The organism is Eudoraea sp. (assembly GCF_049665975.1).
GTDB lineage: Bacteria > Bacteroidota > Bacteroidia > Flavobacteriales > Flavobacteriaceae > Eudoraea.
The window spans coordinates 1-24,229 of sequence record NZ_JBATGR010000034.1 but is presented as its reverse complement, the minus strand read 5'-3'; the positions used below and the strand labels follow the sequence as shown (position 1 = coordinate 24,229).

General features: G+C 36.8%; 33 protein-coding genes and 1 pseudogene. 11 read left to right on the top strand and 23 right to left on the bottom strand.

The window, feature by feature from the left end; genetic code table 11:
* Nucleotides 1–237 precede the first annotated feature (237 nt).
* On the top strand, nucleotides 238–450 hold the full coding sequence (locus tag WBN20_RS01305) for a hypothetical protein (RefSeq protein ID WP_424280426.1): 213 nt from the start codon (nucleotides 238–240) through the stop codon (nucleotides 448–450).
* 147 nt (nucleotides 451–597) lie between these two features.
* Here the strand turns inward: WBN20_RS01305 and WBN20_RS01300 are convergent, their stop codons facing one another.
* Entirely contained in the window at nucleotides 598–774 is a 177-nt protein-coding gene (locus tag WBN20_RS01300; RefSeq protein WP_424280425.1) for a hypothetical protein, read from the bottom strand.
* 203 nt (nucleotides 775–977) lie between these two features.
* On the opposite strand from WBN20_RS01300, the pseudogene WBN20_RS01295 reads away from it, so the two are divergent.
* Both WBN20_RS01295 and WBN20_RS01290 read left to right on the top strand, forming a co-directional pair.
* Nucleotides 978–1,796, top strand: a pseudogene (locus WBN20_RS01295) (PQQ-dependent sugar dehydrogenase); the annotation flags it as partial.
* A gap of 6 nt (nucleotides 1,797–1,802) precedes the next feature.
* Complete coding sequence (locus WBN20_RS01290) at nucleotides 1,803–2,312, top strand: c-type cytochrome (RefSeq protein WP_424280424.1); 510 nt, start codon at nucleotides 1,803–1,805, stop codon at nucleotides 2,310–2,312.
* Nucleotides 2,313–2,328: 16 nt separating this feature from the next.
* Here WBN20_RS01290 and WBN20_RS01285 read toward each other — a convergent pair whose 3' ends face one another.
* The 6 genes from WBN20_RS01285 to WBN20_RS01260 form a co-directional block, all read right to left on the bottom strand.
* Nucleotides 2,329–3,081, bottom strand: a complete 753-nt coding sequence (locus WBN20_RS01285) for an SDR family oxidoreductase (RefSeq protein WP_424280423.1) — start codon at nucleotides 3,079–3,081, stop codon at nucleotides 2,329–2,331.
* 13 nt (nucleotides 3,082–3,094) lie between these two features.
* Complete coding sequence (locus tag WBN20_RS01280; protein WP_424276072.1) at nucleotides 3,095–3,913, bottom strand: 3-keto-disaccharide hydrolase; 819 nt, start codon at nucleotides 3,911–3,913, stop codon at nucleotides 3,095–3,097.
* A 143-nt stretch (nucleotides 3,914–4,056) separates the two neighbouring features.
* On the bottom strand, nucleotides 4,057–4,266 hold the full coding sequence (locus WBN20_RS01275) for a hypothetical protein (RefSeq protein WP_424280422.1): 210 nt from the start codon (nucleotides 4,264–4,266) through the stop codon (nucleotides 4,057–4,059).
* On the bottom strand, nucleotides 4,267–4,614 hold the full coding sequence (locus tag WBN20_RS01270; protein ID WP_424273399.1) for a hypothetical protein: 348 nt from the start codon (nucleotides 4,612–4,614) through the stop codon (nucleotides 4,267–4,269). It lies immediately after the preceding gene.
* A complete protein-coding gene (locus WBN20_RS01265; RefSeq protein ID WP_424280421.1) occupies nucleotides 4,611–4,946 on the bottom strand; it encodes a YtxH domain-containing protein in 336 nt (111 codons plus the stop codon). Before WBN20_RS01265 ends, WBN20_RS01270 begins: the two co-directional genes overlap by 4 nt.
* Before the next feature lie 154 nt (nucleotides 4,947–5,100).
* A complete protein-coding gene (locus WBN20_RS01260) occupies nucleotides 5,101–5,793 on the bottom strand; it encodes a DUF481 domain-containing protein (RefSeq protein WP_424276073.1) in 693 nt (230 codons plus the stop codon).
* Nucleotides 5,794–6,047: 254 nt separating this feature from the next.
* Between WBN20_RS01260 and WBN20_RS01255 the strand changes: the two genes are divergently transcribed.
* On the top strand, nucleotides 6,048–7,016 hold the full coding sequence (locus tag WBN20_RS01255; protein ID WP_424280420.1) for an aldo/keto reductase: 969 nt from the start codon (nucleotides 6,048–6,050) through the stop codon (nucleotides 7,014–7,016).
* 37 nt (nucleotides 7,017–7,053) lie between these two features.
* Here WBN20_RS01255 and WBN20_RS01250 read toward each other — a convergent pair whose 3' ends face one another.
* The 14 genes from WBN20_RS01250 to WBN20_RS01185 form a co-directional block, all read right to left on the bottom strand.
* On the bottom strand, nucleotides 7,054–8,055 hold the full coding sequence (locus WBN20_RS01250; protein WP_424280419.1) for a sterol desaturase family protein: 1,002 nt from the start codon (nucleotides 8,053–8,055) through the stop codon (nucleotides 7,054–7,056).
* A 75-nt stretch (nucleotides 8,056–8,130) separates the two neighbouring features.
* A complete protein-coding gene (locus WBN20_RS01245) occupies nucleotides 8,131–8,976 on the bottom strand; it encodes an alpha/beta fold hydrolase (protein ID WP_424280418.1) in 846 nt (281 codons plus the stop codon).
* A 19-nt stretch (nucleotides 8,977–8,995) separates the two neighbouring features.
* Nucleotides 8,996–9,553 carry a DUF7010 family protein gene (locus tag WBN20_RS01240; RefSeq protein ID WP_424280417.1) on the bottom strand — a complete coding sequence of 186 codons (558 nt, stop codon included), beginning with the start codon at nucleotides 9,551–9,553 and terminating at the stop codon, nucleotides 8,996–8,998.
* A 9-nt stretch (nucleotides 9,554–9,562) separates the two neighbouring features.
* Nucleotides 9,563–9,943 carry a group III truncated hemoglobin gene (locus WBN20_RS01235; RefSeq protein WP_424280416.1) on the bottom strand — a complete coding sequence of 127 codons (381 nt, stop codon included), beginning with the start codon at nucleotides 9,941–9,943 and terminating at the stop codon, nucleotides 9,563–9,565.
* 261 nt (nucleotides 9,944–10,204) lie between these two features.
* On the bottom strand, nucleotides 10,205–11,257 hold the full coding sequence (locus WBN20_RS01230; protein ID WP_424280415.1) for a proline iminopeptidase-family hydrolase: 1,053 nt from the start codon (nucleotides 11,255–11,257) through the stop codon (nucleotides 10,205–10,207).
* 39 nt (nucleotides 11,258–11,296) lie between these two features.
* A complete protein-coding gene (locus WBN20_RS01225; protein WP_424274236.1) occupies nucleotides 11,297–11,668 on the bottom strand; it encodes a VOC family protein in 372 nt (123 codons plus the stop codon).
* Between the two features lie 27 nt (nucleotides 11,669–11,695).
* The gene (locus tag WBN20_RS01220; protein ID WP_424280414.1) at nucleotides 11,696–12,220 is read right to left on the bottom strand and encodes an ester cyclase; all 525 of its coding nucleotides are present in this window, start codon (nucleotides 12,218–12,220) and stop codon (nucleotides 11,696–11,698) included.
* 260 nt (nucleotides 12,221–12,480) lie between these two features.
* The gene (locus WBN20_RS01215; protein WP_424280413.1) at nucleotides 12,481–12,846 is read right to left on the bottom strand and encodes a hypothetical protein; all 366 of its coding nucleotides are present in this window, start codon (nucleotides 12,844–12,846) and stop codon (nucleotides 12,481–12,483) included.
* A gap of 199 nt (nucleotides 12,847–13,045) precedes the next feature.
* Nucleotides 13,046–13,471 carry a copper resistance protein NlpE N-terminal domain-containing protein gene (locus WBN20_RS01210; protein ID WP_424271934.1) on the bottom strand — a complete coding sequence of 142 codons (426 nt, stop codon included), beginning with the start codon at nucleotides 13,469–13,471 and terminating at the stop codon, nucleotides 13,046–13,048.
* Between the two features lie 108 nt (nucleotides 13,472–13,579).
* Nucleotides 13,580–14,128, bottom strand: a complete 549-nt coding sequence (locus tag WBN20_RS01205) for a hypothetical protein (RefSeq protein WP_424280412.1) — start codon at nucleotides 14,126–14,128, stop codon at nucleotides 13,580–13,582.
* Nucleotides 14,129–14,356: 228 nt separating this feature from the next.
* On the bottom strand, nucleotides 14,357–14,515 hold the full coding sequence (locus WBN20_RS01200; RefSeq protein WP_424280411.1) for a hypothetical protein: 159 nt from the start codon (nucleotides 14,513–14,515) through the stop codon (nucleotides 14,357–14,359).
* A gap of 38 nt (nucleotides 14,516–14,553) precedes the next feature.
* Complete coding sequence (locus WBN20_RS01195; RefSeq protein ID WP_424280410.1) at nucleotides 14,554–15,024, bottom strand: hypothetical protein; 471 nt, start codon at nucleotides 15,022–15,024, stop codon at nucleotides 14,554–14,556.
* A gap of 60 nt (nucleotides 15,025–15,084) precedes the next feature.
* Nucleotides 15,085–15,594, bottom strand: coding sequence for a hypothetical protein (locus tag WBN20_RS01190; RefSeq protein WP_424280409.1), 510 nt, complete (start codon nucleotides 15,592–15,594; stop codon nucleotides 15,085–15,087).
* A 91-nt stretch (nucleotides 15,595–15,685) separates the two neighbouring features.
* Nucleotides 15,686–16,165 (bottom strand): hypothetical protein, encoded by a 480-nt coding sequence (locus tag WBN20_RS01185; protein ID WP_424280408.1) that lies wholly within the window; start codon nucleotides 16,163–16,165, stop codon nucleotides 15,686–15,688.
* A 354-nt stretch (nucleotides 16,166–16,519) separates the two neighbouring features.
* Here WBN20_RS01185 and WBN20_RS01180 point away from each other — a divergent pair, with 354 nt between their 5' ends.
* The 7 genes from WBN20_RS01180 (at nucleotide 16,520) to WBN20_RS01150 (ending at nucleotide 21,855) form a co-directional block, all read left to right on the top strand.
* Nucleotides 16,520–17,683, top strand: coding sequence for an HlyD family secretion protein (locus WBN20_RS01180; protein ID WP_424275468.1), 1,164 nt, complete (start codon nucleotides 16,520–16,522; stop codon nucleotides 17,681–17,683).
* A 115-nt stretch (nucleotides 17,684–17,798) separates the two neighbouring features.
* Nucleotides 17,799–17,951 carry a hypothetical protein gene (locus tag WBN20_RS01175; RefSeq protein WP_424280407.1) on the top strand — a complete coding sequence of 51 codons (153 nt, stop codon included), beginning with the start codon at nucleotides 17,799–17,801 and terminating at the stop codon, nucleotides 17,949–17,951.
* A gap of 21 nt (nucleotides 17,952–17,972) precedes the next feature.
* The gene (locus WBN20_RS01170) at nucleotides 17,973–18,128 is read left to right on the top strand and encodes a bacteriocin (protein WP_424275470.1); all 156 of its coding nucleotides are present in this window, start codon (nucleotides 17,973–17,975) and stop codon (nucleotides 18,126–18,128) included.
* Nucleotides 18,129–18,163: 35 nt separating this feature from the next.
* The gene (locus WBN20_RS01165) at nucleotides 18,164–18,334 is read left to right on the top strand and encodes a hypothetical protein (RefSeq protein ID WP_424275471.1); all 171 of its coding nucleotides are present in this window, start codon (nucleotides 18,164–18,166) and stop codon (nucleotides 18,332–18,334) included.
* 128 nt (nucleotides 18,335–18,462) lie between these two features.
* Nucleotides 18,463–19,200 carry a hypothetical protein gene (locus WBN20_RS01160; RefSeq protein WP_424280406.1) on the top strand — a complete coding sequence of 246 codons (738 nt, stop codon included), beginning with the start codon at nucleotides 18,463–18,465 and terminating at the stop codon, nucleotides 19,198–19,200.
* Nucleotides 19,201–19,421: 221 nt separating this feature from the next.
* Nucleotides 19,422–19,586 (top strand): hypothetical protein, encoded by a 165-nt coding sequence (locus WBN20_RS01155; protein WP_424280405.1) that lies wholly within the window; start codon nucleotides 19,422–19,424, stop codon nucleotides 19,584–19,586.
* A gap of 112 nt (nucleotides 19,587–19,698) precedes the next feature.
* Nucleotides 19,699–21,855 (top strand): peptidase domain-containing ABC transporter, encoded by a 2,157-nt coding sequence (locus tag WBN20_RS01150; protein ID WP_424280404.1) that lies wholly within the window; start codon nucleotides 19,699–19,701, stop codon nucleotides 21,853–21,855.
* On the opposite strand, the gene chrA is transcribed toward WBN20_RS01150, so the two are convergent.
* Together chrA and WBN20_RS01140 are read right to left on the bottom strand one after the other, a co-directional pair.
* Nucleotides 21,856–22,977 carry a chromate efflux transporter gene (gene chrA / locus WBN20_RS01145; protein ID WP_424275971.1) on the bottom strand — a complete coding sequence of 374 codons (1,122 nt, stop codon included), beginning with the start codon at nucleotides 22,975–22,977 and terminating at the stop codon, nucleotides 21,856–21,858.
* A 66-nt stretch (nucleotides 22,978–23,043) separates the two neighbouring features.
* A partial coding sequence (locus WBN20_RS01140; protein WP_424280403.1) for a YfcC family protein occupies nucleotides 23,044–24,229 on the bottom strand: 1,186 nt, incomplete at its 5' end.

Here is a 24,229-nt window from a genome sequence, read left to right as displayed (position 1 = left end):
TTTAAGACGGCCGCCTCATCTTTAGGTTCTACACTAAAATTGTAATAGGTCCAGTAGAAATCCTGTGCATTGGCAGAAATAGCAACAAAGAATAGCGCATAAAGAATTAATTTTTTCATTTTATTTTGGTTTAAAGTTATTATCCAAAAAAGGTAATTAAAAAATTCGATTTTTAGTGTATAAAAGCCTAAAAAACAATAACCTGGGCCGATGACATCTACATAAAAATCTTGACATTTGGCCGAGATTATCACATTATTTTACGATCCAATGAAAGCCATGGGCGAATGGAAGTCAGAGGATTTTGATTTTGAAGATGCTTACAACGAGAAATATGGATATAACGCTTTTATGACGGATAGAGATCTTTACACAAAAGCCTTCGAAATTTATGGAAACCTTGTGGAAACGAATAAGCTTGTCCCTGAAATGTCATTTATGGGGAACTAAGGCCTCAAAGTATCTATTATATATGTCTTTCTAAAGAGAATTGGACAAAACATAAAAATCCGGATTATAAAATCCGGTTTTTTTATATCCTATATTTAAAAAGGAAATTCAGTGGATTATAAATAAATAAGAATTGGAAATCCAAAACTACCTTGAAGCAACAATTGTATCCAGATCACCCATAGAGGAAGCCAATATATGCTCGGCCTTAACGAGTAAATCCGGCAGATATTCGTTATATAAAACGACGACCAAAGTAATCAAAATTATAGTTAGTACTCCTGTTAGAATTCTCGATGCAAATAAGTGTTCTGAAGCTTTCATGTGGATTAAGCGATATGGTTAGTTGCTTAAATTTAATAATAAAATCAGTATTTAACAAATTCTTAACATATTTTGTTCGCCAGTATTCCGTAGACGACTCCTATGAAGTAATTGGATATTTTTTTTAGGCGGTTAGTTAATTGAATAAATTCTTAAGTTTATAGGCATTGAAAAAACCATTAATATGAGCACACGCAACAAAATCTTTTACCCTTGACGGGGAAGGTAATATTTATGTAAATATAGGAGCGTATTCTAATGCCTGCCAGGAAACAGACAGAGCTTTGGGTTCTCCAGGGGTGATGCCATGCCGCATTCTTGATTCTGCCGGAGGAATATGGCAGTTCAGGGCAGATAAAATGAAACAGTCTTACAGTGAAGGGAAAAGATATGCAACAGGTTTAAGAAATGTGGTAGGGTTAGACTGGAATTACAATCTGAATAAATTAGTAGTCACACAGCATGGAAGAGATCAACTGAGTACGCTCTACCCCGATCTTTATGATTCGGAGACTTCGGCCAACTTACCTGCAGAAACAATGTATATAATCAATGAAGGAGACGATGCCGGCTGGCCCTATATTTATTATGATCAATTTCAGAATAAAAAGATTTTATCTCCTGAATACGGTGGTGATGGCAAAAAAACAGCTGGTGAAAATGCTATAGATCCAATAGCTACTTTTCCTGCTCATATGGCTCCGAACGCTCTGCTTTTCTATACCGGGGATATGTTTCCGGAGGAGTATAAAAATGGTGCTTTTATTGCTTTCCATGGTTCATGGAATCGGGCCCCTGAAAAACAAAATGGATTTTTGGTTGCCTTTGTACCTTTTAAAAATGGAAAACCCAGTGGGGAGTGGCAGGTTTTTGCTGATGGCTTTGCCGGCTTAGAAGAAGTTTATTCCCCTAGCGAAGCTGAACACAGACCAACTGGCTTGGCGCAAGGACCTGATGGTTCTCTATACGTGTCAGACGATAGCGGAGGTTCGTTATTCAGGATTGTTTACAATAAAAACTAAAAAAGATTGCGAAAAGATCCACTGCTTAAACATACAATTACAATTTTTCTATTTGGACTATCCATAGTTTTTTTACTGAATAGTTGTAATTCATCTGGAAAAGAAAACAGAACAAGTTCTAAAACCGAAACTCAAACGGTTACAAAATCCCCGCTTAAGGTGCGTGAGGCAGATCTGCCACCATATATGGCAAAAGGCAGGAAGGTTTATAGACAGGTATGCCTAACTTGTCATCAGGCAAATGGAGGAGGGGTGTCCGGATTAAATCCTCCCCTTATTCAAACAAAAAATGTGCTGGGCGATAAGAACAGAATGCTAGAGATTATTTTTATGGGATCTGAAGCGGGGCTGGAAGATAATAAATCTGAATATGCCAATGTTATGCAAGGTTATGGAATGTTGGGAGATGAAGAAATAGCCAGTGTAGCATCGTATATCCGAAATAGTTTTGGGGATAAAGCAGAACCAATTACAGTCGAAGAAGTAACTTCTTTTAGATCAGCAAATAAAAAATAAGATAGGCGCAATCATTTTAACCCCTGCCAATATAGGGCATTTGGTTGGCCATAACTGTGAGAAAAGGGACATTTGTATTTAGAGGTAAACCAGCCATATAAACTACAGTGCGGCCCACATCTTTGGGGTTCATTGTAGGTTCTATTTTATATGAACCATCAGCCTGCAGCGTTCCTTTTTCCATCTTTTTTGTCATATCACTTTTAGAATTACCGATATCTATTTGTCCGCAAGCAATGTTATAAGCCCGACCATCCAGAGAAGTAGATCTGGTTAAGCCTGTTACCCCGTGCTTACTTGCTGTATAGGGTGCAGAGCAGGGCCTGGGCACATGAGCAGAAAGAGAACCATTATTTACTATTCGACCACCGATTGGATCCTGAGATTTCATAATTCTGAATGCCTCTTGTGTACAAAAAAAGACACCATTTAAATTTGTATCAATAACGTGTCTCCATTCTTCTATGGTAAGTTCTTCCATTGGCTTTACAGGAGCACTTACTCCTGCATTATTGAAAAGTAAATCCAGGCGACCATAGGCTTTCAGAGTTTGGGCAAAAAGAGCCTTGACACTTAGCGGATCTTTAACATCCGTAGGCACTACCAGCGTGTCTGCAGTATTACATAGAGCTGCTGTTTCTATGAGGGTTTCTTCGCGCCTGCCTGCAAGAATTACAATCCATCCATCCTTATTTAGTGCTATTGCCACTGCTCTCCCAATACCCGACCCCGCACCGGTTACTATGCTGATTTTCGATTTCTTATTCATTTTTAATTTGAATTTAATACTTCAAAAGCTCTATTTTCCTAAAATCGATGGGATGACTATTAGATTGTAATGAGATGTATCCATCTTTAACAGAAGTATCACCATTTACAATTAGGGTTTTAGCTATCTCGTGCTCGGGGTTATAGGTTGGGTTAGAATAACTCAATATTTCTTCCCCGTTTGTAAAGTGAGTTATCTTACCATCCTTTACTTCTATTTCCAAAGTCACCCATTGATCCCCGTGAAAAGTTCTTTTTAGAGTGGGAGGTGAACAATAGCTTGTATTTTGCTGCCCGTTTAATTCTACAAAAATACCATTTGCGCAAATTTCTCCAACAGGCCTTTCATCAGCCCCGTTGCCGCCGTGCAGATTATATTCCAGAGAAACAGGAAATGGCTGATCCGCCTTTAAAGATGAAGGGGACTGAGAATGGAATTGAACACCGCTATCTCTAAACCCCCATTCAGGTGCCCCGGGAGCTGTTTCTCCTACAAATCGGTATTCTACTTTTAATCTGTAGTTAGCTAATTTCTCATTAAAATATAAAGCTCCAAACCTATTATTAAAATCATCGCCATAGGCGTCATAACGAATACTTAGAATACCATCAGAAACCTGAAAGGTATTCCCGAAATTCTCTCCCAAAGGATACCCCATTATTTTCATGGTCCAGCCATCTAAATCAGTACCGTTAAATAAAGGTTGCCAATTGTTTAGCTCAGTTTTTTGCTCAACTGGTTCAGATATTTCTTTTTGTGAAGCAGATTTCTTCTCTTTACATGAAATTATAAAAAGAAAACAAAGGAATAACGCATAAACAAAACTCTTCATAATAATTCAATTTTAGGCTGGTTTTTAAAATGCAACAATAAAATAATGAAGTGTATACAAAGGAATTAGGCCCGCCAAATGCGTTGTGCTGACTACTACTAAAATTTATACCTAACCACAGCGAAACTAAAATGAAAATATTCTTATTTCTTCTTTCTGAACAACAAACGAATAAAATAAAGAAAGCCATATTGTTTTGCGTAAGACAAAATAGGTCCAAACCAATTATAGGGTTGTATGCTTTCCTTAAAATCTCCTTTAAGGCCCTTTATTTCTTCCCAGGCAATCTGTCTTTCGAGACTCAGGCGTTTTAGCGCATGATTTATTTCATCTTTATTTTTATATTCTCTCATTTAATTGAAAAATTGTTTAGACATTGTCTGAATAATCAGGTTTTCTATACGAGATCTAAAAGCATAAACAATAGCTCCAATTACACATAAAATGCCTGCACTAATCAAACAGGCATAAACCATATTTCCAATAAGGTTGCCCAATGCCAAAGTACCGGCAACTATCAACAAAATAATCACCAAAAAGCTCAGGCTGCCCAATATGGCTGCTTTGCAGAACATAGCAGTAGTAGCAGTAAGCTGCTGAAAGACTTTGAGCTCGTAATACTCCTGTGTCTTAGTTAAATACTCTTCACCAAGGTTTACAGCTTTATTTGAAGTCTGGTCAAGGGATTCTAGTATACTCATTTAGCAGAGTTCTTTAATTTTCTATTTTTAGCCTTTAATTCCTTCAACTTTTTTTCTAATGTAGAAATAATATCTTCTGCCTTAAAACTTGCATTGGAGACTAGACCCTCAATTCGTTTTTCCAGGTCACTGGGATCCACGTTTAAAGTTTCCCTAAGCCTTTCTTTCATGTCTTCAGCAGTTTCATTAAGATTGGCCTTGGCTGTTGCTGCTTCTTCGGCTAATTTTTTTCTTGTAACTTCACCCTTATCAGGTGCAAAGAGTACTCCTAAGGCAACTCCTATAGCTGCGCCTGCAATAAGTCCTATTAATGTATTTCCAGAATTATCCATAATATAAATTTTTATGATGATGATCGAGAATGAAAGATACGAAATTAGGCCCTAAACTCCTTAATGCATAACTTAAATATTGCCGCGATTAACGTACATAACAATTGAGAATTATGAGGAATTAATGCATATCTCGGAAAAGAAGCTAAAATATTTAGTTATTTGAACTTGGAAGATAAATCCCTATTCCAATAAAAAGATTCGAAGTGTACTGCGACCGGTTACTCGGAGTCTGGCTGTCAAAAAAGTAATAGAACGAGCTGTTCACATAAATCTTTCCAGTAATTGGAATCTCAATTTTGAACTGTTCCGAGATGTTATAATTACCAATATCATTATATAGAGGTTGATAATAGAGGATATTGGTGATATTTATTTTACTTTTTGGCAGTACAATTGAAAGTGACATATACGTATTGTTCCTGTGGTTGTAAAATTTTTGGTTTAGAGCATCACTGATCTCTATTTCATACATATAAGAATTTCCTAAATATAGCCTCATGTGTTTAGTTGAAATTGTCTTAAAACGTAAACCTGCTGCAATTAGATGTCTGCCACTAACATCCAATAATTTATTGCTCTGACTTTGAACAAATGACTCAATTCTTGTCACCTGGGTTAGTCTATAGTTAAATCTAAAATGCAATAGCCAGTTATTTGAAAAATCCTCACCCTTAGAGCGGATAAGCCCCAAATTGCCTAAGAAAAAATATAACTTACGAAAGTCCTTTGATTTTAACTGTGTATATATTGCATCACTAAGTTCGAAGATATAGTTTCCGTCATTATCGTTATACCTAAATGAAAAATCGTTATTCAAAACAAACCTGACAGAATCTGTTTGCATTCTTGCGGACTCTATATTTACAACTTGTGTATAAACAGAATTAGCTGCCAAACACGAAAAAAATAAAAGTAGGCACTGTAATTTCATAATTGTATAATGGTAGGCGGGCTAAAATTAGAAGTTAATATTCTACTTAATAGTAATGTTATTTATATAAAACGAATTTACTAAAAACACTATAACAGAAGATAGCATACTGTATATGGTTTTATAAAAAGGGATAAGTATCTTTATTACGTATCAAAATCACGGTTATGCAAACACGAAAATTGGGTTACAGCGAGCTTTATCTTACCACTATTGGTCTTGGAACGTGGGCGATGGGTGGCGGAGATTGGCAATTTGGCTGGGGACCTCAGGATGATATGGCTTCTGTCAGGGCAATACACGCAGCATTGGATCAGGGCATTAATTGGATAGATACAGCGGCTATCTATGGCCATGGCCATGCCGAAGAAGTAGTTGGCAAGGCAATTAAAGGAATTAGGAATGAAGTAATCATCGCAACCAAATGCGGAAGGGTTTGGGAAGGTGACAGCCGGGAGATAGGCAAATCGCTTAGAGCAGATAGTATACGGCGTGAGGTGGAAGCAAGCCTTAAACGTTTGGCTATAGAAGTGATAGATATCTACCAGATTCACTGGCCGGAGCCCGATGAGGAGATTGAAGAAGGTTGGGACACCATGGCGAAATTGGTAAAAGAAGGAAAGGTACGTTATGTAGGTGTTTCTAATTTTAGCCTGGACCAACTTAAAAGGGCTCAGGCTATACATCCAATAACTTCTTTACAACCTCCTTACAGTATGTTCAGAAGGGAGATTGAGGAAGAAATTATGGCTTATTGTAGCACAAACCAAATAGGAATTATTGCCTACAGCCCAATGCAGGCCGGATTGCTGACAGGGAAATTTACCAAAGAAAGAGCGATGGCATTGCCCGACTCGGATTGGCGAAGCAGGCATCCGTTTTTTATGGAACCCCAACTCAGCATAAATCTTGAAGCAATAAAACAGCTGGGGCAAATAGCAAATGAAGAAAACATTTCGCTTTCGCAGCTTTCGTTGGCCTGGGTACTTCGAAACCATAAGATGACTTCGGCAATTGTAGGGGCCCGGAACCCACAGCAAATTGAAGAAACTGCTAAAGCCAGTGAAATAGTGCTGCCAAAAGCTAAAATTGACGCCATAGAAGAGATTTTAGCATGGCGGATAAACAACATATAAAGGCACAAATGGTAACACCTGCTTTTTTAGTATATGTTTAATTCTTTACCTTATGTGTAATGAGATAATTATCCCTAACAATTTTTGCAGTTTTATGCTCGCCGCTATGATCCCACCCAGGAGGCATAATCACATATAATAATTTATTTTTTAGACCGGGGGCCTTATATACATCCTTAAATAAGGCCACTATTTCTCCAAAGTAGACATCAAGGAAATTTCCTGAATCCATCTTTCGGGTAATTCCGTATTCAACCTTTATATTCTTATCTTCATCCTGGTATGTGCCAAAAAACTTATCCCAGATATTCAGGAGATTACAAAAATTAGTATCCATATAAAGCGGGTTACGGGCATGGTGTACCCTATGGTGAGAGGGGGTTAAAATGATCTTATTTAAAAACCCCAGCCTGCCATCTTTTAGTAAGTTCTCGCCCACATGAATAAACGCCCCATAGGTGCCGTCTATAAACATTATTAAAAACAGAAGTTCGGGCTTAACCCCCAGCAAAATACAAACAGTCGTACGAATAGTATCAGCGTATGGCGCTTCTAAAAAGAAGTGGGCGTAAGTAACGGTAAGGTTCATATTTTCTGGCGCATGATGGGTAGAATGCAGACACCAGAACAGCCGTACTTTGTGTCCCCAGTAATGATAGAGAAAATGCCCAAATTCCCAAACAATGTAGCCATAGATAAACCAATACCATGTAAAACTAGTTTGAAAAGGGGCCAGATGTTGAAAAAGACCAATGCAAAACGCTACCATAGCTATGGCAATAAACCTGCCCACAAACCTATTAAAGATGTAAATAAGAAAGTTGACTTTATATACCTTGGTCTGTGGATTTTTATAGATAAGCCCTAAAATCAATTCAAGGATTACCAGCAGTGGAATTATTGGATATATCAGAGAAACAATGCCATCATAAGTTCTAAAGGCCTCATAATTTCCTGCCTGTACTAGTTCCAGGACCTGGGCTATACCTAAAAAACCAATCAATTCATTAAAAAGTGTTTCCAGAAATTCTATAAACATAGTTGTGCTGCTTCCCCATTGTTTTTAATTCACACAGGGATTTGTTTAATATGTAATTGGTGTTAGTCCTTCTTATTATTTATTCAACCACATTTCTATAGTCCTTTTTACAAGCTGAGGGTTATCATGGTGAACAAAATGTCCCGCATCGGCAATTGTAACCAGAGTAAAGTCATTTTCCACCCATTCCCAGGTATGGTTAAGGGCTCCTGCAAGAAGAAATTTGTCATCAAGTCCGTGAATAAGTAAAACGGGTGCTTTAACTTTAATTACTGGAGACAGATCTGACATATAGGGTTCCCGAGGATAGTTTTGTTTATAGTAATTAAGCATAGCTTCAAAATCTGAACGCTTAAAAGCTTCTATGTATTCTTTTATATTCGCAGTATCGCTTAACATGGACGCTAATTTCTCTGCGGTGAGATATTTACTTGCCCCTGCCATTTGAAAACTCCTGGCATACTGACTGTTTTTTTGCTGTTCAGGATTTGTCGCCAATTCGTGCCTCAAACCCCTGGGATGAGGAGAGTTCAGGATTATGAGTTTTTCCAGGATTTGGGGACTCATCATGGCCAGTGCCCAAGCAACGGCACCACCCCAATCATGTCCTATGATGATCGCCCTTTTGAAACTTAAATGATGTATCACAGCAATAACATCTCCCACTAAAAAGTTAAGGCTATAGTTTTTTACGCCCTTTGGTTTGTCGGAAAGATTATAACCTCGCTGATCAATAGCTACCACATAATAATCGTTTGATAAATCCTCCATTAGGTCTTTCCAGGAATACCAGAAATCCGGGAAACCATGAATGAAAACTATCAAAGGGTTCTCTTTGGAACCTAATGCCACAAAGTGAATTTTGACACCTTTCGAGTCTGCGTATCCATGTTCAACTCTTTCTTTTATATCAGGGTCCATATTCTTAGAGGGTTAACAATTATGGTTTTAATTGCTTCTTTCTGTTCCTTAAAATTAGCAGCGTTATTAAATAAATTATAACAATAGTAAATGGGATTGCAACAAATCTGTGTTCTGGTAGTACATACCAAAGTATAAGTACTGATATCGTTCTAAAGATTGCGTGAAACATTCCAACCCAATGTTTAATAATCCATGAAAACGGGAGCCACATTAATCCGGTTAAAATTCCTACCGTCATTGGTAATGACGAATAGTCCAAAAGAAAGAAAGGGATCGCAATTGAATAAACCAGGAATGCTTGTCCAACTGTGATTAGAAATAGATTATCGAATTCATTTTTTGGTTTCGTTTTATCGAGAAAATCTTCACCCGTAAATTTTGAAATAAACATCCCCAAATAAACAATACTCCCTGTTCCAATAAAAAGGACCCAGACAGTTGTTCTAACCGGAAGCGTAATACCTGCTATTCCAATTATTAGCCAAACTAACATTCCAGCCAATGGTGTTGCTAAGAATTTGCTGTTTGTAAATTCTATTCTTTGTACTTCAAGAGTTCTTTTTATTTTTTCCATTTATTTCTATCAAGGATTTTCGCTATTAGCGGTTTTATATTTCATAAGATCTGCAATCATTTTAGCCCTTTTTATTGCCTCAGAAGCCCTGTCGCCCTTAAAATTTTCATTAACCGTTTGATTCCAAAGCAATAACCACCTTTCAAAATGCTCAGAAGTCATAGGTTCCTTTTTACTAAGTACAATATGCTTAGTCATGGGGTTTCCTTTATACTTCATGGTATCGAATAATAACGTTTCCCAGAAGTCATACATAATAGGAAAATGCTTCTCCCAGTCTATATCGGCAATTTGGTTAAAAAAGAAACCTATTTTATCATCTTTAAGAACTTTAGTGTAAAACTCGTTTACCAAATGCTCTATATCCTTCCTGTTTTCAATGTCTTTCATTTGAACGACTTAAATTAATGGCCTATTTAAATTTTGGTATACAACTATTAAGCAGTTTTTTGCATCAGTGGGAGGTTATTACCACTGCTATGTATCAAATTTTCTTTCTTTAATTTGTTTGTAATTCAGGTTGATGCATACTTATACAATGCAAACCACCTCCGCCTAAATTCAAGGCTAAGGCATCTAATACAACCACCATTCCATATGGACCAGTACCAGATTAGTTGATTTCATTTTTGGTGTATTTATCATATTTAACTACTGCTTCGCTTTAGCCATATCAACATTCTCAATAAATTCTATCAGGCCTTTAAAATAAATTTCTGCATCATCATACATAGCTAAATGACTCCCATTGGGGCAATGCAAGTATTGTCCATTCTGAACTTCCGAAGCTATCCATTCCATATGCTTAGGATCCATGGTGTCATAAGCCCCCCCAATAGCTAAGGTCGGAACTGTAATTTTTGAAAGTTCTGATTTTACATTCCAATTCTTCAATTTTGCATCACCCACCACGCCAAATTCACTTGGGCCTTGCATAGTTACATAGAAATCCATATTTACGTGGGCAAATGCCCTGTTTACAGGGTTAGGCCATTCTTCCAATGGCATTCGCAATACATGTTCCGGATAATAGTTGTTATAAATTAACTCAGAATATCGTGGGTTGCTATAATCACCTTTTGATTCCAGCACCCTTATTTCTTCTAATACATCTGGGGGTAATTGGGGGCCAAGAACATCATTGGCATAGGTAACATAATCCTGGATAGATGCCATCATGTTCGATATAATAAGGCCTTTTAGATTTTCCTGGTATTTTAGCGCGTATTCCATGCATAAGATGCCTCCCCAAGAACTTCCATAGAGGTAAAAATTATCTGAATTTAAACCAAGTGCCTTTCTAACCTGTTCCACTTCGTCCACATACCGGTCAACACTCCATAAGGTACTATCACTAGGCGTGTCACTATAAAAAGATTCGAGCTGATCATAGTAGTAATATTCTATTTCAGCGTTTGGGAAGTAAGAATCAAAAACTTCCAGATATTCATGGGTAAAACCTGGCCCGCCGTGTAGTAACAATACCTTCATGTCAGGGTTGTTTCCAATCCTTTTTGTCCAAACTTTAAATTCTCCTGCTGAGGTTTCAACCGGAATCATTTTTACCCCTCCACTTAATTTATCATCACGATCGGAATAATCTAAGTAACTACTTTTTTCAACATTGGTGTTTTGCTTTTCCTCTTTATTGGTGCAGCTTTGGAGGATTAGAAATACGGATAAAATTAAGACGAACTTTCGCATGGGTTTTAGGATTAGGTTTATTATTGAGAATCATTACTTTTATACATGTTGATCAATAAGAATAGTATTTCCATCCGGGTCAATAATAACAAAATTTCCTGGTCCGCTTGTACTTTCATCTGCTTTACTTTTCAACTTAATTCCTTTTTCTTTTAATTCGCTCTGAATTTCCCTTACATCATCAAAATCATTAAGTTTATTGGCATCCGTGTCCCATCCCGGGTTAAATGTCAAAATATTATTTTCGAACATCCCTTGAAATAGTCCAATAAGGGAATTTTCGTTTTTCATTATCAGATAATTTTTCTCGATCTCGCCTGCGAAAACTTTAAACCCCATATTTTCATAAAATTCTTTTGACACATTAATGTCTTTGACATTAAGACTGATAGAAAATGCTCCTAATTTCATATTGTCATCTTTTTATATTAATTGTATTTATTCTGATTCTTCTCCATTTAATTGTCGGTTATACTCTTCCGCATTAAAATGACCATTGGACTCCTGCACTAAACCTGCTTTATTCATAGTCCACTCTTCAAAGCCACTGATTTTTACTTTGTTTCCGGTTCCACCGGCAACATTATTGGTCCCGGTTAGCGTCCAATAAAAACGTGTTTTATTCGATTCGGTTATTAAACTATCCATAGCAACAATCATATCGGGAAAAGCATCCATAAATCCTTTGGCAACATTTATAATCGCTTCGGTTCCTATTGCCGGATCACCATCATTAACCTTTAAAAAGCCATCTGCAGCAAAGAAATCGGCAACCCTTTCAGGTTTTTGGCTACTCCAGGCATTAGCATATTCATTTCCAAAATCTATAAGGCTTTTTTGCTCCATTGTATTTTTTGTTTGTGCATCAATTTGAATTGAATTTGATTCTGATTTTTGAGAACTGTTTTTACAACTAAAAACTAATAAAATCAAAACGATAAAAGGCAGATAATTTATTTTCATTGGTATTAGTCTAAATTGGTTACGACGGTTTTGTATAAAAATAAGCACAGGTTCAAGACAAGAATTTGTTTAACAGAACTCATTTTATCCTTCAAGCTAATTCAACAACCTTAAAGTTAATGAATCATTCATATGATTAGTTTTATTCCGGTATTTTAAATTACAGGGCGAGTCATTAGTTCCAAAAAGCGGTCGGCCAAGTGTCCGAAATAAGAAGACGTTTAATACCGCTTATATTGTTGACGGGAGTTTTATTAATCTTATTTCGGTTCCAGGGTCATCACGTAATCATAACTCTCATTCAGATACTCAGCTACCTTGTCTAAATCTTCTAACATTTTTTCTGGAATCAAAATATATCCTCTCATCACTGCTCCATAAGATTTATAGATTGTAGTATTGAATTCATTCATATATTTTTCCTGAACTTCTTTAGAAAATCTAATCCCTATTTCTCCTGCCTTGTTAAAGAGAGAGAACATATACCCATTGGCAGATGTGTATGGCATTGTTTTCCCTTTTCGTTTAAATCTCGGGCACTTTGAAACAAGTTCATCATAAATTTTAAGCTTGTCTTCTAACATTTTTTCAATTTCTTTAATAACGGCCAACAGTTTGTGTTTCAATAGTTAAATCTTGTCTGCGTAAGCAGTGGGCGAGTTGGCCCCCTGGTCAAAAAAGGTCAAGAACCGCCTTACTCTAAAGATAATTAATTTCCCGGATTTACAGCTTGCCACGCCAAAGACCTGGTTCGGAAATCCCTGCCTACCGGTTTATTAGCCATTGGAAGGCAGGCAAGTTTTAGCTATTGTTGTAATGTGTTTTTTATACTTTAAAAATGTCTAATCCTTCAATCCAGAAGATTTCAGATTCAAAAAATTTAAGTCTTGTTTTGATGATTCGGTCGGTTTTGTCCCGGGAAGGTTTTGTTATAAATCGCGCCCTTGAATTGCTCAAGTCCAGCGTGTTTTTTTCATCAAAGTCCTTTTCATTGTCCGAAAAAAATGAAATTATTTTACCGTCTGCTGTCCAATTCCCTTTGCCGTATTCATTTATTATTTGCGGCATTCCGGCTTCATGATTTACATAAGAATGAAATATAAATGTTTGGTCTTGATTAAGAGTCAATCTATATTCAATTAAGTGTTTATCATCTCCAAGTTTAAGATAGTATTCTCCAATCATGTTATCCGATTGCGAGAACAAAGTCAGGCCAGACATTAAAAATAAAACGGCAATAAACTTTTTCATAATTATTATTTTAAATGCATTACAACGATTTCTTTATGATTCCCGTCAGGGCGGGCAGTTCATTACTGGGGTGTAATGAATTATAGCCGTTGTAATAACACCTAACTATCAAAAATCAAAACCAAGATCTAATTGGATCATTATCGGCCAAAAATTTCCATTACCTTCTGTATCAAAATAATATTGAGGCCCAATGTCAAACAAAAGATGAAACTTTTTAGAATATCGCCGTTGTATTCCCCATGTAGGACCAATTGCAAAGTCGAAATCAGATGTTCTAGTAATATTTTCAGCCACAGAGGGTCCTGTTGTAATAAATCTTATCGACCAAAAATTGCCTGAATTCCCTTCAACAGTCTTTTGTTTTTGCTTTCTTTTTTCAAAGTTATAGAACCATTTATGTTGTAAATCCAGAAAAGGTGCAATTATATAAACAAAACCACTACCGCCGAAAGTTAAATCGGGATATCCTCCACTATAGCCAATTCCAAGGGCTGAAGAAAAAGTTGTTTTCTCTGCAGTTGGTAATTCAAGTTCAATTGCCGGATTTAAAAAATTCACTCTCCAGATCTTTTGGGTATTGATGCTATTGGTGTCTTGTCCATTCACTAAAATTGATAGAAATAGGACAAAGCCAAGAACTAAGTATTTATACATTTGATAAAGCAATTTTTTATGTGTTACAAGGGCTCAACGATGGTTAGTACGGAAATTCAGGGAACAGAACTTTCGGACTTGCACTTAGCCAAAACTTTTTATTTTGTATTAATTTTTCATTTCAAAGCCAAATCAAAAAGATTTAGCGGACTTAATTTAGAAGCACTAAACTATAGGTTAAGCACCAAAAACCGTATTAATAATATCCATTATTGTGCCACGTTGTAATTATTCATCATCAATACTTACATCTTTTTTTTGCGTGGCACTATTATACCCATCCATAAATGATTTTTTACTTCCTTCCCAATCAAATATGGTCTCCAGAATAAACATTGTCAGAATTCCCAAAAGGAAAAATTTGATATCTCGTCGTGTTATTTTCATAGTTTAAATTATTTGCACCCCAATGCATGCCAATGGTCTCAGCTATGATTCCCACCAGAGGCGGGCAGGTCTTTACGCCTGGAGTGTGATGAATTATAGCTGTTATTAGCAAACGGTGTTTTATCTGAGGGGAGCTCTAATTTGGCAAGAATTTCATTCAATTCATTTAGAGAAACCTTATCAATAATTTGAGTATTGATTGTTATATCCTTTTTAGCTGTCTTCAAAATATAGTCACCAGCAAATTTTTTAATACAGCTTATTTCTGATAATCGTATTTTCTTTCCGAAGGATGAATTTACCTTGATAAATTCAGAGTCGATGGTCAAATATTGATTTCTCCATTCATAGAAGTACTGTCCCAAATACAAGACAGCCATTAGAATAAATACATAATCTGTCCATTCATTTTCTTCGCCATAATTTAAACTGAGCAATCCAAATACTGCCCAAATTATTCCATATATCAAATTAAACCGCATTTTCTTTTTTTTATATCTTACTTTCATATCTCTACTTTAGCTAACCCTTCACCCACAATAAATTATATATTACCCAATTTGCTTTGTTTACCCAAACTTCATTGAAAAGGTAAAAGGAATATCTGCGGGTTTACCATTTTTAATTCCCGGCTCCAATCGGGGTAATTGGTTAATTGAACTAATCATCTTCCTTTCGTACTTACCCGATTTGTCATTACTTTTTAGAAATTTAATGTCCTTTATTTCTCCAGTTTTTGAAATTGTGAACCTTATAACCAACTCCACGGCTGGATTCCCATCCAGTCGTCTATCAATTTCAATGGTATTCCTTAGATGTCCATAAAGGATTTTACCAAAACACTTACTTCGTCCTTCAGCGCTTTCAATTTTCCTGCATTTTCTAAAAGTGGGGTCCCTTTCGATTCCCAATTTTGGATTGGTTTTGTTAATCCCATTTTTAGGAGTTATGAATCTTATGCCATCTCTTCTTTGTATGATGTCTTTTTCATAATTATTATTAAACAGTGTTGAATCTTGGGTATAAGCAGAAGAATTTAGAAAGAATATGGAAAGCAAAAGAATAATTTTATATTTCATTTAGTGCTATTTATATTAATGGCCTTGTCTTTAAATTTGTTCCATTCCAGGCATCATGAAACTGTCTGCCTTTTGAGGATTATAGCCATTGTTACCTACTGGCTTTTTTAATTATTTCAGACAGTTCAGTTTCTTTTTGAGTTCCAATTAGAAATTTTTTTCCATTCAGAAGTTCAATCGCTAAACCTTTATTCCCTTTTGTATTATAAACGGTTCCGTATTTTGTCCAAAGTCGGATTCCCCAACCTCCGACGAATCCATAGTTCACGACTTCGGCATTTTTTATTTCTTTCCATTTCACTCGTTTTTTAACGAAAGGGAAGAAACTCATTCGGATTTCGTTTTGGTCAATTTCAGTTATCATACGCATATACCAAAACATCGCTATTAAACCAAAAACAAAGACAGTAAAAATTATTAGTCCAAGGTCAGACATTGGGTTATCTCCAAACTGCTCGCCTAAGATTAGTTGCTTGTATATTCCATAAATTGGTAGAAGGCCAATACCAATTAAAATCAGCCAAAGCCACCATTGCGTGAATTTTTGTTCTTCTTTAAATTCGATTTTCATTTTGTGTTCGTATTTTTTCGGCTTGCAGGCAACTTGTTTTATGTGGATAAACTGTCCAGCACTCCCAATAGCCTGGCAGGATATGAGGAGGTTCAGTTATATTTTACCCCAATTTGTTTAACACATAAATGTATTGACTTTACTAAAAAGGGAGTTATATAAAAACCATAGGTTTTCTATGGTTTTCGTATACCAAAACAAATTTTGTTAAAGAACTCTTCACGCTAACCAAAAACGGACATACTTAGTAAACGGGCATTGAACTTCTTACCATTTTGCAACTGCTTTGCAGTTAGCGCACATATATTGTTCTACCAACACCATTCTCGCAATAGGGTTCAATTTCTAGCATTTATGAAACAGGTTTTTCCCCAAGGGCTCCTGGACAGCACCGCTGAGGTGCACCAGTTTAAACACAGTACCAGAAGTAAGGGCATATATCTTATAATTCTGCTCGTGCTAATAGGTGCTTTTGCAGCGCTGCCTTTTTTAAAAGTAGATGTAGTTTCAACGGCCAGGGGGATTATTAAGCCCAACAAGGAACGTGTAGACATTAGTCTGATTAATTCTGGACAAGTACTTTTTAGTAGTCTGGTCAATAATAAGATAGTAGCTAAAGGAGATACGCTATTAATCCTTAATGATCAGGGAATAGACCAGAAGCTAAACCTTTCTGCTTTTCAAACCCAGGAAACCCTTTCCTTTATTAATGATCTGACGCTGCTTTTAAAACAAAAAACTGTTCGCCTTGCCGAACTCTCTTCACCCAGATATCAAAAGGTTTACCTCCAATACCATCAAAAACTCAGGGAACTTCAAATTAGATTTCAAAAAATAAAACGCGACTTTGAGCGCTATAAACTTTTATATGAAAAAGGGGTAATTGCCAGGGCAGAATATGATAATTACAAGTTTGAATTTGACCTGGCCGTATCTGAAATAGTGCAGCACAGAAAACGGCAACAAAATTCCTGGCAGGCAGATCTATCGCAATACAACAACACCTTAAAAGAGCTGCATACCAGCAAAGAACAGCTTGTAGAAAATAGAAGTCGGTTCGTTATCACAGCCCCCGTCAGCGGAACCTTGTTTAGTATAAATCATCTGGAGGCTGGAAGTTTTATTACCGCCGGCACGGTACTGGCTCAAATTTCTCCTGACACAGATCTGTTGGTGGAATGTTATGTGAGTCCGGCCGATATTGGCCTTATCAAAGAACAGGACCACACCAATTTTCAAATAGATGCCTATAATTATAACCAATGGGGCCTCGCGTCAGGGCATGTGATTGAAGTAGGAAAAGATATAGAATTTCTGGAAAACGAATCTGTCTTTAAGGTGCGTTGTAACCTGGATCAGAAATACCTTCTGCTAAAAAATGGATTTAAAGGGAATCTGAAAAAAGGGATGACGTTGAATGCAAATTTTAAGTTGGGCAGACGGACTTTGTTTGAATTGCTCTACGATAAAATGGACGATTGGTTAAATCCGACCAATAATTCTATAGCCCATCAATAATTTTAATTCTGAATGCATGCGTTATGCGGTAAAAACCATGAATTTAGCAAGTAACAGATCATCCAGGTGCGCAATGGAGGGTTTATAACTAAATGTTTAATTAAATATAAAAAAAATGGAAGAATTGACTTTATACGAATTAAGGAACACAGAGGGGGGATTGCTAATTGGTGCACCACCAAGGTTTATTATAAACGCTGCCATAGCGGTAGGCAGATCTGCCAGTGCCTGGTGGAAGGGATTTAAAAATGGAACGGTATTGGTATAACCAGATATAATTAAATAGACTATGAGAAATTTAGATAAGAATGAATTGCAAAATATCACTGGTGGATACGAGCCCAAGTGGTATGAAATTGCGGCTTTTATGGCCGGTGACATGGCAGGTAGAGCCCTCGATTTTGCCCATGGATTTTTTGATGGGTTATTCGGTGTTGAGCATTAAATAGACTATTAATCACTTAAAAAGATTTAGAAATTATGAATATACATGAATTAAGTTTTTACGAACTTCAACTAGTAAATGGAGGAACAAGGGAGGATTATAATGCCGGTCAATCTGCAGGCAAGCACGTAAGGGCGGCTATAGAAGGTCTATCTGATGCGTTACTCAAGTTTTCAAAAATAGTTAATAACTTTCTTCCGGGATAATAGCCTTTAAGACTTAAAGCGCCTCATTAAATTTAATGAGGCGTTTACATCATTAGTTAACTTGTCTAAATATGCTATAGCTATACTTAATAATAGTTGAGCTTTCTAAAGAATTAAAATTAATAGCAATGGGAAAAAAGAAAGATCTGGCAGTAAAAAAGCCTAAATCAAGAATAAGTGAGCTGATTGATTTCTTGTTCCATCCGGACATGAATATAAGCACTAACCAAAGTCTGAAAGAATCGTTAAAGGATGTTTTATATTATTTTGTTTTATCTGTGCTTCTTGTTTCCATAATTGGCTTAGTAATATTCACAGTTTTTTCAGTACAAAACTCAGTAATCTCTGACCTGAGTGCTGGTAAACCTTTATTTAGAACCTTCTTAATAGCTTGTCTGTTGCTACCTGTTTTGGAAGAAGCGATATTCCGTCTACCTTTAAAATATAAACCGCTTAACCTTGCGATCTCCATTGCTGTACTCTATTGGGGCACTGTTTCTTATCTTATTTTAACCCATGTCAACAAAGATTTTGGTCTACATCAAATGCTCTGTTTACTCAGTGCAATTCTAATCGGACTTCTGATCTTTTACATTGCCAGAAAGAATTCAGAAAATCTTAGTAAATTTTGGGCAAACAATTTTAAATTAATTTTCTATTCATCCATTGTTTTATTTGGATTGTTTCATGTTCAAAATCTGGAAATTCCAGCAGAAAATATTTATTTTATTCCTATAATTATTGTACCATGGCTTATTGGAGGACACATTACAGGATTCATCAGAATAAAATATGGATTTTTTTTTGGGGTTGTTTACCACGGATTATATAACCTGTTCCCCGTATTATTAGCTTCTACAAATTAGGAATCCTCCAATTAACACACTTATTTTCTACAGGTAGGCATATGTCTACCAAAATCTTTTGTTTTATTAGGTTACAAAGAAAACCTTTCAGCTATAATGTCAATTGGGATATTTCGCATGCGTGATTTATGCAGTAAAAACAAGGATCTTTGCCAAAGAGGACATCCAGGTGCGCAATGGAGGGTTCAGCAATCAATGTTTAATCAAAATAAATAGAAATTATGAGCATTAAAGAGTTACATACCAATGATTTTCCAAATATTAACGGGGGCACTAAAGAGGATTATAATGATGGACATGAACTGGGGGTAAAATTAGTTAATACTCTTAAGAGATTCTCCTATTTTTATATAAGGAGTAGTCCGTTGTACAGATTATTAAACTAGTACCAGTCGCAAAAGCGTCTCACTTAATGAGACGTTTTTTGTTTTATAAAAATACTATTTGCAAACCTTCTGCAGCCAGCAGCAGTAACTTGTTTCATAACGAATTACACTTATGGCTGGGAAAACTATCAAACAACATGATATTACAGATTGTGGGGCCGCTTGCCTTGCTTCCATTGCTGCGCATTACCATTTGGAGATCCCAATAGCGAGGATCAGGCAATATGCCGGGACAGATAAAAAAGGCACTAATGTCCTTGGCCTCCTGGAAGCAGCACAAAAGCTGTGCTTTGAAGCCAAAGGGGTTCGTGGAGATTTTGACAGCCTTTTTAAAATACCAAAGCCGGCAATAGCACATGTAGTGGTGAAAGAAGTACTGCATCATTATGTAGTCATTTACGAAGTGACTAAAAAGTATATAACCATCATGGATCCTGGCTGTGGTAAGCTCCAAAAAAAGAACCATCATGAGTTTCGGAATATGTGGACAGGGGTTTTAGTTCTTCTGCAACCTGATGAGAATTTTGTTAAAGGCAGTGAAAAGATCTCCATTTACAGACGTTTCTGGTTTCTTTTAAAACCCCATAAATGGGTTCTTTTGCAGGCATTCGTCGGCGCTGTGGTGTATACCCTGTTGGGATTTTCCACTTCTATATATATTCAAAAGTTAACAGATTTTGTGTTTGTAGGGGGTAATATTAGGCTATTGAATTTATTAAGTGTCATCATGGTGGTATTGCTTTTCCTGCAACTTCTTCTATGGGTATTTAAGGATGTGTTTTTGATAAAATCGGGTCAGCAAATTGACGTACGACTTATACTGGGCTATTACAAACATCTTTTAAAACTACCCCAGCAGTTCTTTGACAATATGCGCGTAGGGGAGATAATTTCCCGAATAAATGATGCAGTAAAAATCAGGGCCTTTATTAATGGGGTTTCCCTGAATCTTACTGTTAATTTGCTTATCATATTCTTTTCTTTTGCGATCATGTTTTCGTTCTACTGGAAACTGGCGCTTATAATGTTAACAGTAATCCCCGTATATGCAGTTGTCTATTTTATTGTCAATAGACTGAACCGAAAAACAGAACGAAAAATCATGGAAAAATCTGCAGAACTGGAAAGTCAGTTGGTAGAATCCCTGAATTCCGTGGGAACCATAAAGCGATTTGGGCTGGAAAGGTTCGCCAATATTAAGATGGAAACCAGGTTTATAGGTTTACTGAAAACAGGGTATAAATCTGCATTAAATTCGGTTTTCTCTTCAGTAAGTAGCGGTTCAATTTCAAAATTATTTACCATAATCCTTTTATGGAGTGGCTCCTATTTTGTCATAAAGCGAGAAATTACTCCGGGTGAACTGATGTCGTTCTACGCCATTGTAGGGTATTTTACCGGCCCTGTAGCCAGCCTTATCGGTGCCAACAGGGAAATACAGAATGCCCTGATTGCAGCAGACCGTTTATTTGAGATCATGGATCTGGAAATAGAGGAAACCGAAAATAAAATTCGACTTAAAAAGACAAATCTTGGAGATATACATTTTAAGAATGTAGTCTTTAGATACGGAACAAGGGTTGAGGTATTTAAAAAATTAAATTTAATTATTCCAATGGGTAAGATTACGGCTATAGTAGGAGAAAGTGGCTCTGGAAAATCTACACTGATATCTTTGTTGCAAAACCTGTATCCTATTCAAAAAGGGACTATCACTATTGGAGAAATTGATCTGAAATATGCAGACAATACAAGTCTTAGGGACATTGTTTCTGTAGTACCCCAAAAAATAGATTTGTTTGCCGGGAATGTTATAGACAATATTGCCGTGGGTGATTTTGCCCCGGAAATGGAAAGGATTATTCTTATCTGCAAAAGGATTGGTATACTTGATTTTATTGAAAACCTTCCTAATGGTTTTAGCACCTATCTGGGTGAGAACGGTGCTACCCTCTCCGGCGGACAAAAACAAAGGATAGCTATTGCCAGGGCGCTATACAAAGAACCTGAAGTTTTAGTACTGGATGAGGCAACATCCTCCCTGGACAGCAGTTCAGAAAACTATGTCCAAAGAGCTATCACAGGCCTCAGACAAGCTAACAAAACCATTATCCTCATTGCACACAGACTGAGTACGGTTCTTCAGGCCGATAAAATAGTAGTATTGAATGAGGGAAAGGTTTTGGAGGAAGGCTCACATAATTTTCTTTATCACTCAAAGGGGCATTATTACAAGCTTTGGAAGCAGCAAATGCCGGTAGCCGAATAATTATAGAAAGCTTAATAAATAGCCTATTAGTGCGCCGCCCAAAACAATAAACGCGCTGTTCAGTTTCTTAAAAACAAAAACTACCAGTAGACTAATTAAGGCTATTAAAATAGTCCGCCAATCAGTCAAAGTGTCTCTTCCCATGCTAATACATACAGCAACTATCAATGCTACCGCCGCAACATTTACGGCATCTAGAAAGGCCCCGATGACTTTTGACTTGCGCATTTTGGGGATTAATGGATTTAGAATCAGCACAAATATAAATGAGGGAAGAAAAATACCTACAGTGGCTGCCATTGCCCCCGCAACACCATTCATTTGCCAACCAATAAAAGTGGCTGTAGATAAAACGGGTCCGGGGGTAATTTGCCCTACCGCTACAGCATCAATCAAGGCCTGCCTGGTTAGCCAACCGTTTCCTACCAATTCTGTGTCGAGAAAAGCAAATAAAACATAACCACTGCCATATAAAATAGCGCCTACTTTTAAAAAAGAAAGGAAAATCTTTAGGGTTCCAATCTTTAGTGGCTCTGTGGCCTGAAGAAGTAAGATTGGAATTATACTGCTTAAAAGAATTTTGTTTTTTTTGATAAAATAGATAATTAGACCCAGAATTCCGCAACCGAAAAGAGCTACAATTTCATTGACACCTAAAAGACAAATGATAATCGTTAAAATTCCCAGAATGGCAAGTTCTGTATTTTTTATCGCTTTTTTTCCAAGCCGATATGCAGCCATTAAAATGATGGCAATAACCGCTGGTTTAATACCATAAATAAATGGTTCCACTTCTGGCAATTGGCCATATTGCTGGTAGAGCCAGGCAAAGATTGAAGTAATGACTACTGCTGGAAATATAAAACAAAACCCTGCTACAAACAATCCTTTCCAGCCGGCACGCTCGTGTCCGCAATGCATGGTCATTTCGGTTGAATTAGGTCCGGGAATTAAATTTGTTGCCCCAACAAGATCCAGAAAGTGTTCTTGGGTCATCCACTTTCTTTTTTTAACAACTTCATCTTCCATCATGGCTATGTGAGCAGCAGGACCACCAAAAGCAATGCTTCCTAACTTAAAAAACAATATTGCAATTTCCGTAAGTTTTTGTCTTTGGGACATTTTATATCCAGTTCAATTCGATGTTATATATTGATTTTTTAGTTTAAAACAATTTTAGTTTTTGATCTATAAGTTAATAAATATGGCAACCACAATGGCAAGTGCGCTGAGAGCCATGATAACCAATACCAGTCTGATCGCAAATTTAAACCACTTATCAAAAGAGATGCCGGCAATGGCAAGAACGGCCATTAGCCCTCCGTTGGTGGGTATGATCAGATCTGTCATGACTGCACCATACTGATAGGCCAACACACAAACCTGTCTGGAAAGCCCTATTAAGTCTGATAAAGGCGCCAGGATGGGCATCGTTAAAACAGCTTGTCCGGAATAACTGGGAACAACTAAATGAAGTAATGACTGGGAGACCATCATGGAAATGGCAGACAGGCTGGTGGGTAAATATTGCATAGGGGTAAACAGCCCGTAAATTAAGGTATCTATGATCATTCCCCGTTCAAGGATAATAGAAATACTGCTGGATAACCCCACAATGATAGAGGCAAAGATCATAGCTTTAAAACCTTCAATATAGGCTTCACTTGTTCCGTTTAAGCCAAGTTTTCCTATTAAACCTACCAGAATGCCTATCACAAAAAACTCGGCAGACATTTCATTAAAACCCCAATTATATTTTAAAATGCCTACAATTAATATCACAAAGGCCAGTGCCACCATTCCCAGGATGAGTACGCTTCTGAGGTTTAGGTTCTTTTTTTCAAATAGGTGCAGATCTTCTTTTACTACTTTATTTTTATTGGCGTATCTGATCACCATAAACATCCAAATACAAAACGCAATCGCCATCACCACCAAACGAAAACCACTGCCCGATAGAAATTCCAGATTCGTCTCTTTTTGGGCGATAACTACCGCAAAAGGGTTGATAGGACTAAAGGCTGCTCCTAAAATAGCCGAGCCGTAGCTTATTGCTACGGCAACAAAAGAATTGTAGCCCATACGTGATGACAGATATAAAAGCACCGGGGTCATGGCAATAATTTCTTCCTGAAGACCACTCAACGCCCCCCCTGTAAGAAATGCCAGCGAAACCACAATTAAGGCAATTTCTTCCCTGCCATTTAAGAGCATGGTTAGATATTCAATACCATCTTTTAGAGCGCAGGTTTTTTCAATAACAAAAAAACTTGCGCCAATTAATAAAATGAGTGCTATTAAATCTGCCCTGGCAATGAACCCTTCAGGAACGGATAATAAGATATCAAAAACAGAAACAGACGGAGCTTCTATT